Source organism: Mesorhizobium sp. M4B.F.Ca.ET.203.01.1.1, assembly GCF_004791025.1.
GTDB classification, from domain to species: Bacteria; Pseudomonadota; Alphaproteobacteria; order Rhizobiales; family Rhizobiaceae; genus Mesorhizobium; species Mesorhizobium abyssinicae.
The window spans coordinates 36,765-53,078 of record NZ_SRUO01000012.1; the positions used below are offsets into that span (position 1 = coordinate 36,765).

General features: G+C 66.1%; 14 protein-coding genes. 2 read left to right on the forward strand and 12 right to left on the reverse strand.

The window, feature by feature from the left end:
• Positions 1-3 precede the first annotated feature (3 nt).
• The 6 genes from EN846_RS23140 to EN846_RS23165 form a co-directional block, all read right to left on the reverse strand.
• On the reverse strand, positions 4-861 hold the full coding sequence (locus tag EN846_RS23140) for a carbohydrate ABC transporter permease (RefSeq protein ID WP_127394073.1): 858 nt from the start codon (positions 859-861) through the stop codon (positions 4-6).
• Positions 861-1,790, reverse strand: coding sequence for a sugar ABC transporter permease (locus EN846_RS23145; protein WP_127394074.1), 930 nt, complete (start codon positions 1,788-1,790; stop codon positions 861-863). Before EN846_RS23145 ends, EN846_RS23140 begins: the two co-directional genes overlap by 1 nt.
• A gap of 394 nt (positions 1,791-2,184) precedes the next feature.
• Entirely contained in the window at positions 2,185-3,426 is a 1,242-nt protein-coding gene (locus EN846_RS23150) for a sugar ABC transporter substrate-binding protein (protein ID WP_127310637.1), read from the reverse strand.
• 65 nt (positions 3,427-3,491) lie between these two features.
• Positions 3,492-4,535 (reverse strand): LacI family DNA-binding transcriptional regulator, encoded by a 1,044-nt coding sequence (locus tag EN846_RS23155; RefSeq protein WP_127285823.1) that lies wholly within the window; start codon positions 4,533-4,535, stop codon positions 3,492-3,494.
• Between the two features lie 343 nt (positions 4,536-4,878).
• A complete protein-coding gene (locus tag EN846_RS23160; protein ID WP_127285822.1) occupies positions 4,879-5,166 on the reverse strand; it encodes a hypothetical protein in 288 nt (95 codons plus the stop codon).
• A 162-nt stretch (positions 5,167-5,328) separates the two neighbouring features.
• A complete protein-coding gene (locus EN846_RS23165; RefSeq protein WP_127394144.1) occupies positions 5,329-6,222 on the reverse strand; it encodes an NAD(P)/FAD-dependent oxidoreductase in 894 nt (297 codons plus the stop codon).
• Between the two features lie 200 nt (positions 6,223-6,422).
• On the opposite strand from EN846_RS23165, the gene EN846_RS23175 reads away from it, so the two are divergent.
• Positions 6,423-7,070 (forward strand): TetR/AcrR family transcriptional regulator, encoded by a 648-nt coding sequence (locus EN846_RS23175; protein ID WP_127394145.1) that lies wholly within the window; start codon positions 6,423-6,425, stop codon positions 7,068-7,070.
• A 116-nt stretch (positions 7,071-7,186) separates the two neighbouring features.
• On the opposite strand, the gene EN846_RS23180 is transcribed toward EN846_RS23175, so the two are convergent.
• On the reverse strand, positions 7,187-10,561 hold the full coding sequence (locus tag EN846_RS23180; protein ID WP_128346644.1) for an AAA family ATPase: 3,375 nt from the start codon (positions 10,559-10,561) through the stop codon (positions 7,187-7,189).
• Between the two features lie 275 nt (positions 10,562-10,836).
• Between EN846_RS23180 and EN846_RS23185 the strand changes: the two genes are divergently transcribed.
• Complete coding sequence (locus EN846_RS23185; RefSeq protein WP_245478322.1) at positions 10,837-11,049, forward strand: Hpt domain-containing protein; 213 nt, start codon at positions 10,837-10,839, stop codon at positions 11,047-11,049.
• Between the two features lie 26 nt (positions 11,050-11,075).
• Here EN846_RS23185 and EN846_RS23190 read toward each other — a convergent pair whose 3' ends face one another.
• The 5 genes from EN846_RS23190 to EN846_RS23210 all read right to left on the reverse strand — a co-directional run bounded on the left by EN846_RS23190 (position 11,076) and on the right by EN846_RS23210 (position 16,311).
• Positions 11,076-12,503: a glycosyltransferase gene (locus tag EN846_RS23190; RefSeq protein WP_187331447.1), complete on the reverse strand. Its 1,428-nt coding sequence runs from the start codon at positions 12,501-12,503 to the stop codon at positions 11,076-11,078.
• Positions 12,500-13,537: a HEAT repeat domain-containing protein gene (locus tag EN846_RS23195; RefSeq protein WP_128346163.1), complete on the reverse strand. Its 1,038-nt coding sequence runs from the start codon at positions 13,535-13,537 to the stop codon at positions 12,500-12,502. The genes EN846_RS23190 and EN846_RS23195 overlap by 4 nt, the downstream gene beginning before the upstream one ends.
• Before the next feature lie 2 nt (positions 13,538-13,539).
• Positions 13,540-15,294, reverse strand: a complete 1,755-nt coding sequence (locus EN846_RS23200) for a YaiO family outer membrane beta-barrel protein (RefSeq protein WP_127393345.1) — start codon at positions 15,292-15,294, stop codon at positions 13,540-13,542.
• On the reverse strand, positions 15,294-15,680 hold the full coding sequence (locus EN846_RS23205; protein ID WP_127285144.1) for a response regulator: 387 nt from the start codon (positions 15,678-15,680) through the stop codon (positions 15,294-15,296). Before EN846_RS23205 ends, EN846_RS23200 begins: the two co-directional genes overlap by 1 nt.
• Before the next feature lie 250 nt (positions 15,681-15,930).
• Entirely contained in the window at positions 15,931-16,311 is a 381-nt protein-coding gene (locus tag EN846_RS23210; RefSeq protein ID WP_127285145.1) for a response regulator, read from the reverse strand.
• Positions 16,312-16,314: the final 3 nt, after the last annotated feature.

Genomic DNA, 16,314 nt, shown 5'->3' on the forward strand with positions numbered 1-16,314 from the left:
TCGTCATTTCACGGCGCCGGCCATCAGGCCGCGGATGTAGAAGCGCTGCAGCGCCAGGAAGAGGATCAGGCACGGCACCATCATCACGGTGACGCCGGCCTGCACGGCACCCCAGTCGATGGCGCCGAAGCGGCCGGACTGCAGCGCCGTCATCATGATCGGCAGGGTGAACTTGGACTGGTCGGTCATCAGCACGAGCGCGGCCAGGAACTCGTTCCAGGCGCCGAGGAAGGCGAACAGCGCGATGGTGACGATGCCCGGCCAGACCAGCGGCAGCATGACCTGCAGCAGCATGGTGACGTTGTTGGCGCCGTCCATGCGGGCGGCCTCCTCGATCTCGCGCGACACCGCGTCGAAGGCGTTGCGCATCATGAAGATCGAGAACGGCAGCTGCAGCGTGACATAGACGAAGACCAGCCCGGTCAGCGTGTTGTGCAGGCCGACCTTGGTCAGCACCAGGAAGATCGGCGTCAGGATCGACTGGAACGGGATCATGATCGTCGACAGGATGATGACGAACAGCAGGTCCTTGAAGGGAAAGCGGAAGCGCGAGAAGCCGTAGCCGGCAAGCACGCTGACGATGACGGAAAACACCACCGTCATCACCGAGACGTAGATGCTGTTTTGCGCCGGCAGCCAGAGCCCGTCGCCGAAAGTGTTGAGCGTGCCGTAATTCTCGACCGAGAAGCCGGTGGTCGGCCATGGCGGCAGCGGCGGCTGGCGCGCCTCCTGCGACGGCTTGAAGGCCGACAGCACCGTCCAGACGATCGGCGCCAGGAACAGCAGCGAGGCGATGATGCCGGTCAAGTGCTCGGCGATGCCGAGCCGGATGCGGCTGTTGCGGCTGCGCGCCTGCGCCATCAGTCGACCCCCTCCGGTTTGCGCAGCAGCCAGAGCTGGACGAGGCTGAGCACGACGAGGATCAGAAGCAGAATCATCGAAAGTGCGGCGCCGTAGCCGAGCTTGAACGACACGAAGGACTGGTTGAAGATCCAGTAGACGGCGGTCAGCGTCTGGTTGCGCGGGCCGCCGCGCAGGATGATGTAGAACTGGTCGAAGGCGAGGATGGAGCCGGCGACCGACAGGATCAGCGCCAGCGCCAGCGTGCGGCGCATCAGCGGCAGGGTGATGGCGCGGAAGCGCGCGAACGGCCCTGCCCCGTCGATCATCGCCGCCTCCTGCAGTTCCGACGGGATCGACTGCAGGCCGGTCATCAGGATGATCATGGTGAAGCCCGCGACCTTCCACACGACCATGGCGATGATCGACCAGAATGCCGGCTGGAAGGTGGCCAGAAGGTTGAACTTCTTCTCGGTCAGGCCGAGCGCGTAGGCGGCCGGGCTGAACAGGCCGGAATCGACGTTCAAGAGCCACGACCAGAGCAGGCTCGCCGAAGCGAAGCCGATGACGGCCGGCATGAAGAAGGCGGTGCGGTAGACATTGGTCATCGCCCGCGGCCGCTCGATGAAGATCGCCAGCGGAAAGGCGACGGCGAAGATCGCGATCGTGACCACCAGCGTGTACCAGCCGGTGAAGCGCAGCGCGTTCCAGAAGCGCGTGTCGCGCAGGATCGCCCAGTAGTTGCCGAGGCCGATGTAGGAATGCTCGCCCATCAGCGGCCAGTTGTGCAGCGACATCCACGCCGTCATGCCGAGCGGCACGATGAAGAACACCGTGACCAGCGCCACCGCCGGCGCGACATAGAGCAGCCCGATCCACTGCCGACGCCCGGCGCCGACCAGCTTTCGCGGGCGCGCGGGGGCTGCGGTTTCTGCGGTTATGGTGGTCATGGGTAAGCACTCACTTCCCCTTCTCCCCCTGTGGGAGAAGGTGGATCGGCGCGCAGCGCCGAGACGGATGAGGGGTGCGCGAAGGATCGCCGTCCTTGCCAAGCTGGAGCACCCCTCATCCGTCGCCTTCGGCGACACCTTCTCCCACAAGGGGAGAAGGGGGAGCCTAACTGCCTGCGTCCCGCGGCATTCCGGTTAGATGAGTGCTTTCTCAACGCGATAGTCCTGCTTGGCGCTGCGTCCCCCTCCCCTCGAGGGGAGGGTCCGGCCGAAGGCCGGGGGTGGGGTCCGCCGCGACGCGCGCCGACGGGGAGATGGCGTCGAGCACTGCCGGGGCGACCCCACCCGGACCCTGCGGGTCCGACCTCCCCTCAAGGGGAGGTTGAGGGCGGCGCTACTTCTGCGGCGCCTGGTCGATGATCGACTGCATGGTCTCCTGCGCATTCGAAATCGCGCCGTCGACATCGTCGCCGAAGAAGACCTCGTTGACCATCTGCGTCCACGGACCGTTGGCGGAGTTGATCAGGTCGTTGAAAACCACCGTATAGGGCGTCTTGCCCTTGGCCATCGCCTCGGCGGCGATCTGGTAGCGCGGGTCGAGGTCCTTCAGCGCCTCCTTGGCGATGTCGCCGCGCACCGGCAGGCTGCCGTATTTGGCGAGCAGCGTCTGGCCTTCGAGCGAATAGGCGAAGTCCAGAAATTCCTTCACCACGGCGAGCTTCTTGGTGCCCTTGGTGACGACGAAATTGTCGCCGCCGGCGAAGGACGACCAGCCGCCATCCTTGCCCGGCAGGAAGGTGACGCCGTAATCGACATTCGGGTACTGCGTGTTGAGCGCGCCGATGGCGAAGGCGCCGGACGGCGAGATGCCGATGTTGCCGGCGGCGAAGGCGGCGAAGAAATTGGCGCCCGTGTCGGTCTGCGCGCCGGCTGGCACCAGATCCTTCTTGACCATCGAACGGTAGAGGTCGATGGCGCCGCGCAGCTGCGGGCTGTCCAGCGTCGCCTTGGAGCCGTCCTCGGAGAGGATGTCGCCGCCCGAAGCCCAGATCAGCGGCGTGAAGGTGAAGATGTTGCAGCCGCCGCAATTGCCGGAGAAATAGAAGCCCTTGATGTCGCCGCCGAGCGCGTTGACCTTCTCGGCGTCGGCCTCGATCTCGGCCCAGTTGGTCGGGCCCTTTTCCGGATCGAGCCCGGCCTGTTTGAACAGCTTCTTGTTCCAGATCAGCACCGAGCTATCGGCAGAGAACGGCAGGCCGTAGATGCGGCCCTTGTAGGTGCCGGTCTTCACATGCGCCGGCGACAGGCTGGCGAAATAGGGCAGCGACTTCGCCCAGTCGGTGATGTCCTCGAGCTGGCCGGCGGCCGAGAAGGACGGCGTGTAGATGAGATCGAGCGAGAGCGCGTCGGGCGCGGTGCCGCCGGCGGCGGCCGCCCCGTATTTCGGGATGATCTCGGCATTGGGGATGATGTCGAGCTTGATCTGGTTCTCGTGGCCCTTGTTGAAGGCATCGACGATGCGCGGCATGAAGTTCGAGCCGTCGGCGCGCACCCAGATGTTGGCGGTGTCGGCGGCGAAAGCAGGCAGAGCAAAAATGCTCGCGGCGAGCGCGAGCCCGGCAATCATGGTCTTCATGGTTCTCCTCCTCATTGGTTCTCCTCCCTATTGCGGCGCTCTCCCAGATCGCGCCGCGCGTTCTCCTAGCCGCCCACTGGGCGGCCGCATGACTGACGCACCACCAGCCGGCACGGCAGTTTTCGAATGCCCGGCGCGGCCGCCTGGCCGCCGACGAGCGAAAGCAGAGCGAGCCCGGCCTCGCGGCCGAGCGTGGCCAGGTTCATGTCGACCGAGGTCAGCGGCGGGCGCGTCGCCTCGGCCACGATCTCCCAATTGTCGAAGCCGATGACGCCGACATCCTCGGGCACGCCGATGCCGCGCTCGCGCAGCGCATCGATGACGCCGCGCGCGATCTGGTCGTTGCCGCAGAAGACGGCGTCGGGCATCTCGCCCCTGCCCGCCTTGCCGTCGAAGAGCTTTGCGACGGCCTCATGCCCCCAGCCTTCCGACCAGGCGCCGAGCAGCGGTTCGGCCACCGGCAGGCCGTGCTCGGCCAGCACCTCGCGATAGGCACGCGCGCGCTCATGCACGACGGCAAAACTCGCCGGCCCGCTGACATGGGCGATGCGCCGGCGTCCGAGCCCACAAAAATGCTCGACCGCCAGCCGCGCGCCGCCGGCATCGTCGGAGACGAAGGCGACCGAGCCCGGATCGGGCTGGGTGAAGGCATAGATCACCGGAATGCGCAGATTGGAGAGGTCGATCGGCAGATGGCGGTCGATGCGTTTTCCGGTGGCGATGATGCCGTCGACGCGCTTGTCGAGCATGGCCTCGACATGGAGCTGGCCAAGGCGCGAATCGTCTTCGACATTGCACAGGAAGACCGAGACGCCGGCATCGACCAGCGCATCGGAGACGCCGGCCATCAGCGGCAGCGAGAAGCGGCCGTAAGTATCGTTGGTGAGCAGCCCGACGGTGAAGGAGCGTTTTCGCAGCAGGCTCTGCGCCAGGCTGTTCGGCCGGAAGCCAAGCCGCTGCGCCGTCTCGCGGATACGCTCGCGCGTCTCCGCCGTCATCCGCCCCTGCCCGTTCAGCGCCTTCGAGGCCGTCGCCACGCTGACGCCGGCGGCCAATGCCACCTCACGTAGGGTGACCGGGGCTGGCGCTGGCAAGGCGTCGGAGGACATGTGTCGAGGCGCATCCCTGAGTTGGGAAAAGGTTTTCTCTTATCGCCCTGCGCGGTGATGACGGGTGAGGTCAGCGAGCGCGGAGCGATTTGGGAAAAGGTTTTCTCACAGGGAGGTTAGGGGAAGGTGGGGAGGTTGGCAAGGGGGATTTTGTGTCCTTTGGACCGCGCTAGCAGGTTGCAGCGGCAACACAATCTGAAGGAATGCTGTGGCACAAGCGGTCAACCCCGTCATGGGCGCTTTCGATTGGCGCCGTGGAGGCCGGTCATGGTCTGGCGCGGGGAAAGCGCTGCGCTCGGCTGCACACGTTCCACCCCACCCCGCTGAGCGCCAGTACCTGGCTCTACGTCCCCTTCACGATTCTCGGCTTGGTCGGTCGGCGGGATTGAGTCGCGCTCTCGATGGTCAAGGCCAGCCGCTTCTCGTCTTCGATGGCGCGATCGACTGCCTCGATTTCCTCCTGGAGCGCCTTCAGTTGGGCACCGTAGCTGGAGCCATCGCTGTCCCCGATCTGGAAGCCACTTGCCCGCATTGCGTCGCGGGTATGGTGCACGTTACGGACGCCTTCGCGTCGGGTCGCGACGAGGATTTCCCTGAACTCTCCAAGACGTTCAACGTGACTGCGAGTCATTGCGTTCTCCTATTTCGTCGTCATCGTCGCCGACGGCGATGCAAAACGGCCAAACTTACGGCGCAGAAGGTCTAGGAGACTAAAGGAGATACTCTCGACAAAGCATGAGCGCGGAAGCTCAAATTTGAATGTCTTGCAACAAGGTGATTCCAGGCGCGCCTCTCAAACCAGCATCGACTGCTGGGCGAAGATGCCCGCCATCGCGCCTTGCCACGATGCCGTGGTGACCGAGGGGATCATGGGGTTAGTGAGGTCGCCCGCGGCGTAGATGCCGGGCATGCTGGTTTCGCGGCGCTCATCAACCTTGAGGACGATGCCAAGGGGCGTGGCGGCCGTGGCGAGGCCCAGTGATTCATGCAGGCCGGCGGACGGCTTGTTGCGCGGATGCGCGAACAGAATGTCGACAGCGACATCACGGCCGGAATCGAGCTTGAGGGTGGGATTACGGCCGCCGTGACGGGTGATTTCAGTGATCCGGCCATCGAAGACAGGCGTGTTGCGACGCTCCAGATCGGCCCGGATATCGGCCGGGATGTCGTGGCCATCGGAGAAGACCGTCAACCTGTCAGTCCAATCGTGGAACAGCCTGACCTGATTGTGCGACTGCGGGCCGGACCAGACGAGGCCCCAATGCTGGCCGGCGACTTCAAAGCCGTCGCAATAGGGGCACGGCACGATGGACGTGCCCCAGCTTTCGGCAAACCCCGGCACATCGGGCATCTGGTCCGTGATGCCATAGCTCAGGATCAGCCGACGTGCCCCAAGGCGTTCGCCATCGCCCAGGAGGACGGAGAAATCGTCGATGCCGCCGGAGACTTCTTCGGCCCGAGCGTTGACCAGACTGATCGCAGGATAACGCGCCAACTGCCGGCGCGCCTCGGCCAGGATGTCCAGCGGCGGCCTGTGATCGTGACCAAGCATACCATGCGAGTGTCCGGCGAAGCGGTTGCGCGGCAGGCCAGTGTCGAGAACGGTGACCTTGCGGCGGGCACGGCCGAGTTGCAGGGCGGCGGCAAGGCCAGCAAAGCTGCCGCCGATGATGATGACGTCATCCATGGTGATGGGCTCCGTGTTGCGTATGAAGCGGGTTGGGCTGAGGCTGGCACGCAGAATCGTCCGGCGATGCGCATTCGATATCGGTAGGCGGCCAAGGTAATGCTGATTTGGAGGACACGATAGAATCCACTCTTGGAATTTCCGAAACTGCGTAGTATCGTAATTCATGAATTACGATACTGTCAAGGACTGTAATTGAGATGACCGAAAATAGTCGAGGCCGGCGTGGCCGGCCCGCCAATGAGGCGCTTGGCCAAACCATTGTCGACACCGCAGGCGAACTCTTTGCAGAATTGGGTTTTCAAGCGACGACCTTGGACAAGGTCGCCCAGCGAGCGAAGATATCGAAGCTCAGCATTTACAAGCACTTCGAGAACAAAGAGGCGCTGTTTGGCGCGGCCTTTGCGGTCCGCTGTCAGCAGTTAATCCCACAGGCACTTTTTGAAGGCGTCGATGGCTCGGCCGAGGATCAGCTTATGGCGGTGGGATCGTCGATGCTTCGCACGCTGCTGCGCCCCGATGTCCGCAACGTCGAAGCCATAGTCATGGCCGACACGCCGAACCAAAAGTCGTTGAGCAAGCTCCATTACGAAGCCGGCCCCGCCCACATCGTCGCCCAAATCGAGACCCTGTTACGTCAGTTGCACGCGAAGGCGGTGCTCAACGTGCCCGATCCTCTCCGGTCCGCCCGCTTGTTTGCCGCACTTTTCAAAGGCTCCGATCTTCTAATTATTGCACGCTTTGATGAGGCGAGAGCAGAGGACGATGACGAAATCGAATCCTATTGCCGGTCGGCTGTCGCCATGTTCATCGCGGCTCACGGTCGCAACGAACACGCGGGCGGATAGCCGGGACGAGGCCGCGATGGACTACTCGCTCGATATTTTGAACGCGTGGCACTGACTCAGCGCGAGATCGGTGTCCGGAATGCGCCAGCACCGGACATTGCATGGCTGGCATGTGATCATGCCCCCAGCTTGTCGAGCAAGGTCTTGGCCTCTTTCAGATCGAGCGTGTCGAAGCCCTCGGTGAACCAGCCGTAGGTCGGCGCGAGCAGGTCGTGCGCCTCGGCGCGCTTGCCTTGTTCGGCCAAAAGCCGCGCAAGCGATGTGGCGGCGCGGAGCTCCCAGGATTTGGCACCTTGCTGGCGAGACCGTTCGATCGCCTGGCGGAACGAGATTTCGGCCTCGCGGCAATCGCCTGGTTCCGCGGCAGCGCATAGGGCACCCCGGAGCCGCAGCAATTCGGCATGGCACCACTGCTCGCGGGTCCGGTTCACCTGGTCGAGGGCCCGATCGATCAGGCGCACGCCGTCGGACGCGCGATTGACGCTGCCTAGCACCTCGCCGAGCAGTCCCATCGTGTACGCCTGCGTCACCTGCGTTCCGACGGCCTGCATCCGGGCCAGGCTATCCTCGATCTGGGCGATCGCCCGCTCCCTATGGCCCTGCTTCGCCCAGAGCCATCCCTTCTGCTGGGCGGCCATGGCAGTCCAAAAGGGATACGCCTGCTCGGTCGCGAAGGTGAGCGCACGCTCGTTTTGCTCCTCGGCTTCGGCCACCTCGCGCCGGAATATTCGTAACCACGCTGCCCATGTCAGCACGTAGGCGCGGCTGAAGGGGTGCGCCAATCGCTCGGCCAAGGCAAGAGCGTCTTCCATCCGGGCCAGCGCCTGGTCGGGGTAGCCGAGTTGCCAAAGCACCGCCGACCCACGACACAGGCAAATCGGTCCGGGATCCTGGCCGTAGAGGGCGAGATGGGCTCGATGTCGCTGTGGGCGATACGATTCGGAGGCCAGCTCCAGATGTTTGCGTGCCTCCCTGAAGGCGCCGCGCCAGGAAAAGCCGACCCCCCGGGCATAATGGGCTTCGACCACCCACACGGGATCGTTACTCTGCCGGGCAAGGTCGAGCAGCCGTCCGCTCAGCTCGTGCGCCGACGTCAGTTCGGCGCGCGTGGCCGAGTAGATGGCCAGGCCGAGCAGAACCGGGAAGATATCCGCATCTTCCGGCATCAGCTCGCAAAGGCGGCGCGCGCGAGAATATGCCTGCTCGACCTCGGGATTTGCGTAGCCGCTTTTGGCGGCGAGCACGCGGCCCAGCACCGTTAGCGCTGCGAGCTCGCGCCGCTGGCGCTCCGGGCCCGCAGGGAGCGTTTCGATCAGGTTCAGCGCTTTCTGCAGATGGTTCTGGGCCTCATCGTTGGCCGAACGGTCGTTGGCGCTCTCTCCCGCGCGCTGCCAGTAGCCGATGGCCTGAAGCGAGAGGCCTGCAGCCGTATAGTGCTGAGCCACGATCTCCGGCTCGTGTTCGACGACCTCGCCGAAATGCTGCTCGAGCGCGTGGGCGATCCGGGTGTGCAGTTGCTGGCGCCGACTGCGCAGCAAGGTGGCATAGGCGGCATCTCCCACCAATGCGTGCTTGAAGGTGCACGTCGCGTGCGGCGGCCGGCCGCGCGCAATCACGAGCTCGGCGCTGATGAGCTGGTCGAGGGCGCCCTGCAGTTCCCGTTCCTCGCGCTGCGCGACAGCCGCCAGCAGCTCATAAGAGAATTCGCGGCCGATGGCGGCGCCAATCTGCGCGACCTCCCGCGCCGGCATCACCAGCCGATCGAGCCGCGCCACCAGAGAATCCTGCAGGGTTGCAGGGATCGCCAACGGTGGCAGCGGACCCGAGAGCGCGTAGCGGTCGCCTTCATCGGTCAACACGTCGGATTCGATGACCGCCTTGGTCACCTCCTCGAGGAACAGGGGCACGCCGTCTGTCTTGGCCACCATCTGCTCGAGCAGCCCGCCCGGCAGCGCCTTGCCACCGGTCAACCGCTCTACCAGCGCCGCGCCCTGCCGGCGGCTCAGGCGGTTCAGCGCGAGCGAGGTGACCCGCGGGTGGCCGATCCACCGCGGCTCGAACTCAGGGCGGAAACTGAAGATCGCCAAGACTGAAAGGCGGGGGATCTGCGGAACCAATCGGTCGAGAAGCTCCAGCGACGTTGGATCAATCCAGTGGATATCCTCGAAAACCAACAGCACGGGCTGGCGGGCCGCCAGGCCAACAAGCTGCCGGATCAGCGCCTCGAGGGTGAGCTCCTTCTGGCGCTGAGGGCTGAGGTTCAGAGGTGCGTAGCGGCTGCCCACCGGGAGCGAAAGAAACGCCGACAACAAAGGGGCGTCATCCCGGACCTTGTCTGTAGAGCGCGCCAGGAGGCGCTCCAGCTTGTCGAGTTTCACGCTCGGCGGATCGTCTGGGTGGAAGCCAGCCGCGCGGGTGAGCTGGACGATCGACGGGCGAAGGGCGCTGTTTGCGTGGAACGGCGAGCACTGGCAGCGGATGCGGATGTGCGGCCGGTCGCGCAGACGCTCGCGGAGCGCCTGAATCAGGTGCGACTTGCCGATGCCGGGCTCACCGGAGAGCAGGACCACCTGCCCCTCGCCGGACGCGGCCTTGCTCCAAAGCTCCGCGAGCAGAGCAAGCTCGTGCTCGCGCCCGACCGTGGGGGCGAGGCCGCTCGTCGCGCGCGCTTCGAACCGGGTCTCGGCGGCACTCTCGCGAAGCACTCGCCACGCGCGGATCGGGGCGTCGAACCCCTTCAGCTCGTGGAAGCCCAGGTCGGCGAACTCGAACAGCCCGCCGAGCAGTCGGCGCGTCGCGAGCGGGATCACGATCTCGCCGGGCGCCGCCAATGCCTGCAGCCGTGCCGCCAGGTTCGGCGACTCGCCGACCACCGCTTCCTCCTGCGCCGCTCCTTCGCCGATGAGATCGCCCACCACCACCAGCCCCGTAGCGATGCCGACGCGCACCGCAAGCGCGCCTTGTGCCGGGGTCGCGAGCCTTGCGATCGAATCAACGACCGCCAGCCCGGCCCGCACGGCTCGCTCTGCGTCGTCCTCATGCGCCTTTGGATAGCCAAAATACACCAGCACGCCGTCGCCCATGTATTTGGCCACAAACCCGCCAAAGCGACGCACGGCCTCCGCAACGCACTTCTGATAGGCCGCAATCACCTCCCGCAAATCCTCAGGGTCCATTTGCGCGGAGAGTGCTGTCGAGCCGACAAGGTCCGAGAACATCACGGTGACCTGGCGGCGCTCAGCGGTGTCCTTCGCTGCGTTGTCGATTGCCAGAGGCGCATCGGATAAAAGCGGCGTCGGTGCGCCTGCTTGAGCGCGCAAGGCTGCGATGGCGTCGAGCAGCTTACGACGGTGTCCGACAAATCCGACGCCAAGATCCTTCAGATCCTCGGCCGTCAATATCGGCAGGATCGTCTCGTCGATCTTATTCTCGCGGAAGGCGTCCTCATACTGTTCGAGGTCAAGCCTCCGCAGCCAACCTCCGACGTCCATGGCGGCGCCCCTGGCTTGCCCACCCACCGCATGATCCACCAGGGGAGACAGCCTGTCTAGGAGCAGGTTTTGAATGACCGGTTTGGCTCAAACCAGGACATCATGCCGCCTGAACCAGGCCACAGCGATGAGCAGCCCCAGCCCGCCATTCCAACCCACCCCGCTTTCTGCTTGAATACCCTCTCACCCAGCCGCGGAGCACCCCCATCTCCACCGATCCCTTCGCTCCCCTCCGCCAGCGCTTCCTCGCCCGCTGCGCCGATCAGCTCACCGAGCTGAAGGTCGCACGTGAGACTCCCCTGCCCGGCAACGATCCGCTGATCCGGCTCGCGCACTCGCTGGCGGGCGCGGCCGGCACGTTCGGCTTTCCGGAGATCAGCGCCAAGGCATCGGCTCTGGAGACGCTGCTCACCGAGCAGGCGGATGGCGGGGCGGTTGGCGCGGCGCTCGATGCGCTGATCGCGGAGGTCGAGCGCACATTGCAATGACGCGGCCGGTCGCCGCCCAGCCGCGCCTATTTCTTGGCGCCGCCGAGGCCGGTCCGGGTCATCTCGCCCCAGCCCTGGTTGCCGCGCAGGAACTGCCACCAGCCCTTCACGCGCCAGAAATTGTTGAGCTGGCGGTAGCCGAAATTCTCGATCACGGCGACCGCCGTCAGCACGGCAAGGTCTCGCGCACGTGGGAAGCGCTGCAGTTCGGCTTCTTCGAGCACCAGCGAACAGACGCTGACGCAGACGCCGTAGGTGAAGACGAGCGAGGTGAAGGCGAGCAGATATTCGCCGGACAGGATGCCGAGCAGCCAGAAGGCCGGGATCAGGATATAGCCCAGCACCTCGGCCACCGGGCCGAGCACGTCGACGATCAGGATGTGGCCGAAGCCGAGGAAGCCGACGCGGCCATAGCGCGGGTTGAACAGCATCGAACGGTAGCGGAAGAAGCATTCGAGCGCGCCGCGCTGCCAGCGCGTGCGCTGCCTGGCCAGCACGCTCAACGTCTCCGGCGCCTCGGTCCAGCACACCGGCTCGGGGACGAACTGGATGCGGTATTTGCGCTTGGTATCGCGCATGTGGCGGTGCAGCTTGATGACGAGGTCGAGGTCCTCGCCCATCGAGCCCTTGGTGAAGCCGCCGACCGCCACCACTTCGGCGCGGCGGAACATGCCGAAGGCGCCGGAGACCAGCATCAGCGTGTTGATGCGGCTCCAGGCCAGCCTGGCCATCAGGAAGGCGCGCAGATATTCGACCACCTGCAACAGCGGCAGCAGGCGCCACGGCAGGTGCACCTCGCGCACCCTGCCCGCCTCGATCGTCGAGCCATTGGCGATGCGAATGGTGCCACCGACCGCGATGGTGCGCTCGGGGTCGTCGATGAAGGGCTGCGCGGCGCGCATCAGCGCGTCGGGCTCGAGGATGGAATCGCCGTCGATGACGCAGAAGACCGGCGCGCGGCAGACATTGATGCCAGCGTTCTGGGCGTCGGCCTTGCCGCCATTCTCCTTGTCGACCACGAACAGCCGCTCGGTCATCGGCGAGGAATAGAGGCCGCGGATCGGCTGGTGCGCCAGTTCCTCCTCGTAGGGCCGGTGGAACTTCACCAGCCTGAAGGCGTCGATCAGGCGCTGCAGCGTGTCGTCCTTCGAGCCGTCGTTGATGACGATCACCTCGAAATTCGGATATTCGAGCGCCAGCATGGAATGGACGCTCTCGACCACGTTCAGTGCCTCGTTGTAGGCGGGCACCAAAAGCGCGATCGGCGGCGCGACGTCGCCGTAGCGGTGCCAGAGCAGCGCCGAGCGCGCCACCGGCGGGCGCATGGACAGCGCGTAGGCGGCGACGATGAGCTGCAACAGGTAGATCGCCGTTTGCGCCAGCCCGGCCCCGATGATGAACCAGGACAGGATTGAGGCTGTCAGAACGATCTGGTGGCTCCAGTCGGCGATCATGTGGCAGGGCCCTCGGCAAGGATGAGCGAGGCGGTGCGCTGGCTGCGCGAGACGTCGCTGGCGGCCATCGCGCGCAGCATCTTTTCGCCGGGCTGGCCGAAGGAGCGCAGCGTGTTGGCGGCGGCATAGCGCACGGTCCACACCTCGTCGTCCATCAGCCCGGCGAGCGTCGCAGCGAGTTCGCTGAGGCCGAGGCGGCCGGCGGCGTCGGCGGCGTCGGCGCGCACGTCGAGGTCGTCGCTCGCCATCGCGCTCGCCAGGATGGACGGCGCGTCGGCATGGCCGGTCAGGCCGAGCGCGCGGAGCGCGGCGGCGGCGACCTCGGGTGAGGCATCGCCGGCGAGGCTGGCGAAGAAATCGGCGAAGCCGAAGCCGCCGGCGCGGGCCAGCGCTTCGATCGCGGCCGCCCTGACGACTGGCACGCCGTCCGCGCGCGATGCATGCACCGCAAGCTCGTTGAAGCGCGTCCGCGGAAAGCGCCTGAACAGCTCGATGACGCGCCGCGAGCGCTGCCCCGCCACGCCGATATTGTCCAGTACGAAGTCGAGCAGCGGCAGGCTGCCGAGATCGCTGAGCGCGATGGCCGCGGCGATCCTGACTTCGCGCGAGCGGTCCTCGGCCAGCGCCGAAAGCAGGCGTGCCGACGCATCCTCCGAATCCAGCGCCGCGAGCATCTCGGCGGCGTGGATGCGTTCGGCGACGTTGCCTCGTTCAAGCTGCCTGCCGACACGGGCCGGCATGCCGCATTCCTTGAAGGCGGCAAGGACGTCGTCGTGCTCCGCGCCGCGCAGCAGCGACAGGAATTCGAAGCCGGCATTGATCGCCACCCCGGCCGGCACCGCGAGGATGGCCGCCTTCAGGGCCTCGCGGTCGCGGTTTTCGGTGAAGGCGATCAGCGCCGTCAGAAGCTGGCGCCGCTGATCGGCGTTGGCCGTGCCGCGGCGCTCCTGCAGCACCCGGCGCAGGATCAGGATCAGCATGATCGCGATGGAAAGCGCGCCAAGCAGGATGGAGAGGTCCCAGACGTACCACATGGTCAGAACCGCGCGGTCAGGCCGAGCCCGACGATGGTTCGGTCGAATGTCGGGCGTTGCTCATGCGCGATGCTGGCGCGCAGCGTCAGCGGATCGGTGACGTCGAAGGAAACGCCGCCAAAGACGGTGCGCGTCGGCACCAGCGTGCCGTCGGAGATTTCCGGCGCGTCGGCGTAGCCGCCGAAGACGTTGAAGCGCTGCGTCACCGCGAGGTCGGCGCGCAGCACATAGCCGTCGGCGCGGGTGCCGATATCGTCCTCGGCATGCACCCAGCGGGCGGACAGCCCGAGCCGGCCGTCGAAAATGTAGCCCTGCACCCAGGGCGAGACGGTGGTGACGCCGGTATCGGCGAAATCGTCGTAGCGGGCGTCGATGTTGAGCGAGACCGGTCCGAACGCTTTCGCCGGCGCCACGACCTGCCAGGACGCGCCAGCGCCGATCGAATAGCGCGCCAGGAAATCGGCATCCGGCGTTGCGGCTGCCAGCGCATAGGCGGAGAAGGCGGGCGAAAATGCCTGGTCGATGCGGCCCTCGACCTGGACGTCGGTGTGTCCGTAGCGGGTCGCCACCCGCGTGCGGCCTGAAAGGGTCGTCGCCGGCGACAGCCGATAGGCAAGGCCGGCCGCGCTGTCGGTCCAGTCGCCGAGGCCGCCCGTGAGGTCGCTGACCTCCGTGCCGATGTCGAGCCGCCATTTGCGCGGCGGCGGCACCGCCAGCCGCTGCTCGATCTCGGCGGAGCCGGGCTCGATGGCGAGCGCCTGGTTGTAGGCTGCCCGCGCGGCCGCGTCGTCGCCCTCGGCGCGGCGGACGTCGCCGATCCCCAACAGCGCCTCCGCATTGCGCGGATCGATCGCAAGCACGCGATCGAATGATTGCCCGGCCCGCGTGTAGTCCGCTTCGAGAAGAGAAATCCTGGCGTCGAGGTTCAGCGCCTCGACATTGTCCGGCGCTGAGGCCAGCACGTCATCGACTATCGCGCGGGCGCGCGGCCCGTCGCCTTGCCAGATCGCCAGGCGGACCTTGCCGAGTCGGGCGTCGAGCAAGCCGGGCTTGATCGCCAGGGCCCGGTCGAAGAACTGCCCGGCCTCGTCGAAGCGCTGGCCGGCGCCAGCGACCAGGCCAAGGGCGACCAGGACGTCGGTGTTCCTCGGCGCCAGCTTTAGCGCCCGGCGATAGGCCCGCTCGGCCTCGGCCAGCTTGCCCGCGGCCTTGAGCCGCCTGCCCTGCTCCATCAGCCCGGCGACGGGATCGGGCCGCCACAGCGGCGCCGTCTTCGCGGACGCTGCCGTCGCCGGAGCCGGCTTGGGCTTGCCGCCGGCCGCCTGCTTTGCCTTGCGGATGGTCTCGACCAGCGTGGCGGCATCGGCATTGCCGGGCTCGGCGCCCGCCGCCTTCTCGGCCAGCGGCAGCGCGGCATCCAGATTGCCGGAGCGGAACTCGACCTCGGCCAGGCCGAAGCTGGCATCCATATAGGTCGGGGCGAGCGACAGCGCCCTGGAGAAGGCGTCGCGCGCGGCCGGCAGATCGTTGCGGCCGAGCTCGACAAAGCCGAGCTGCACCAGGGCATCGGCATTGTCGGGCTTCAGCGCCAACGCGCGCTTGAGCAGATCCGCCGCCTCGTCGAAATGCTGGGCCTGCCTCGCCTTGACGCCGGACGCGTAAAGCTCGTCGACCGTCTGGGCCCATGAAACACCGGGAGGCGCGGCCATTGCCAGGAACATGCATGCGGCAAGGGCTGCGCGCCGGCTTTGCCGCATCAGCGTTTCTTCCGCGCGATCAGGCGCGCCAGCCGGGCCAGCAGCTCCTCGGGGATGAACGGCTTCACAAGATAGTCGTCGGCGCCCTTTTCGAGCGCCGAGACGATGTCCTTTTCGGCCTTGCGGGCGGTCAGCATGACGACGGGGGTTTCGGACAGGTTGGGGTCGCCCTTGATGCGCGCAAGCACCTCGATGCCGTCCGCCTTGGGCATCATGGCGTCGAGCACGATGATGTCGGGCCCGTCGCGCTCCGCCTTCGAAAGCGCTTCGGCCCCGTCCACCGCCTTGATGACCTCGTATCCCTTCGCCCGCAGCCTGAATTCCATCAGCTCGAGCAACAAGGGATCGTCATCGCAGATCAGAACTCTTGCCTTCGCTCCATCCACCTGTGCTGCTCCGGTTCCATCGCCCCCCGGAGTGATCAATCAACGAACCGCCATCCGCCAATGTGGTCCACGCCCATAGTTCCGCGCGGGCCGCAGGCCCGCAACACCCGTGCGATCATAGTTATAGCCGATTCGCGACGGCCGCATTTCGCTACAATCAGTAGATGAATAAGTCGGCATGGTATATGAGCCGTAAACGGCGCCGCACAGCTTCCCGCCGATGCGGCCGCCGGGAAGCCCGAACAGCCCGTCAGCGCGCGCGCAGCGCCAGCAGCTTCCCGACCTCAGCGGCGAGCGCCAGCGGGTCGAAGGGTTTGGCGATGACCCCGACCGCCCCCATGGCCAGATAATGTTCAACCTGATGCGTCTGGGTGCGCGCCGTGATGAACGCCACGGGAATCGATGCCGTAAGCGGCGAGGCGGCCAGCCGCTTCAGCGTCTCCGGCCCATCCATGTCCGGCATCATCACGTCGAGCAGGATGAGGTTGGGCTGCCAGTCGGCGGCGACCGCCAGCGCTTGGGCGCCCGAAGAGCAGGACCGCACCTCGAACCGAGGCTCGAGCTCCAGCGACATCTGCGCGATTTCGCGGATGTCGTCCTCGTCGTCCACATAGAGGATCCTTGCCGACATCAA

Bases quoted from the DNA above. Each gene is read 5' to 3' on its own strand.
- EN846_RS23150 (WP_127310637.1), bottom strand. From the start codon at position 3,426: ATGAAGACCATGATTGCCGGGCTCGCGCTCGCCGCGAGCATTTTTGCT.
- EN846_RS23180 (WP_128346644.1), bottom strand. From the start codon at position 10,561: ATGGACGTCGGAGGTTGGCTGCGGAGGCTTGACCTCGAACAGTATGAG.
- EN846_RS23155 (WP_127285823.1), bottom strand. From the start codon at position 4,535: ATGTCCTCCGACGCCTTGCCAGCGCCAGCCCCGGTCACCCTACGTGAG.
- EN846_RS23140 (WP_127394073.1), bottom strand. From the start codon at position 861: ATGGCGCAGGCGCGCAGCCGCAACAGCCGCATCCGGCTCGGCATCGCC.
- EN846_RS23165 (WP_127394144.1), bottom strand. From the start codon at position 6,222: ATGGATGACGTCATCATCATCGGCGGCAGCTTTGCTGGCCTTGCCGCC.
- EN846_RS23160 (WP_127285822.1), bottom strand. From the start codon at position 5,166: ATGACTCGCAGTCACGTTGAACGTCTTGGAGAGTTCAGGGAAATCCTC.
- EN846_RS23195 (WP_128346163.1), bottom strand. From the start codon at position 13,537: ATGTGGTACGTCTGGGACCTCTCCATCCTGCTTGGCGCGCTTTCCATC.
- EN846_RS23200 (WP_127393345.1), bottom strand. From the start codon at position 15,294: ATGCGGCAAAGCCGGCGCGCAGCCCTTGCCGCATGCATGTTCCTGGCA.
- EN846_RS23190 (WP_187331447.1), bottom strand. From the start codon at position 12,503: ATGATCGCCGACTGGAGCCACCAGATCGTTCTGACAGCCTCAATCCTG.
- EN846_RS23175 (WP_127394145.1), top strand. From the start codon at position 6,423: ATGACCGAAAATAGTCGAGGCCGGCGTGGCCGGCCCGCCAATGAGGCG.
- EN846_RS23145 (WP_127394074.1), bottom strand. From the start codon at position 1,790: ATGACCACCATAACCGCAGAAACCGCAGCCCCCGCGCGCCCGCGAAAG.
- EN846_RS23210 (WP_127285145.1), bottom strand. From the start codon at position 16,311: ATGTCGGCAAGGATCCTCTATGTGGACGACGAGGACGACATCCGCGAA.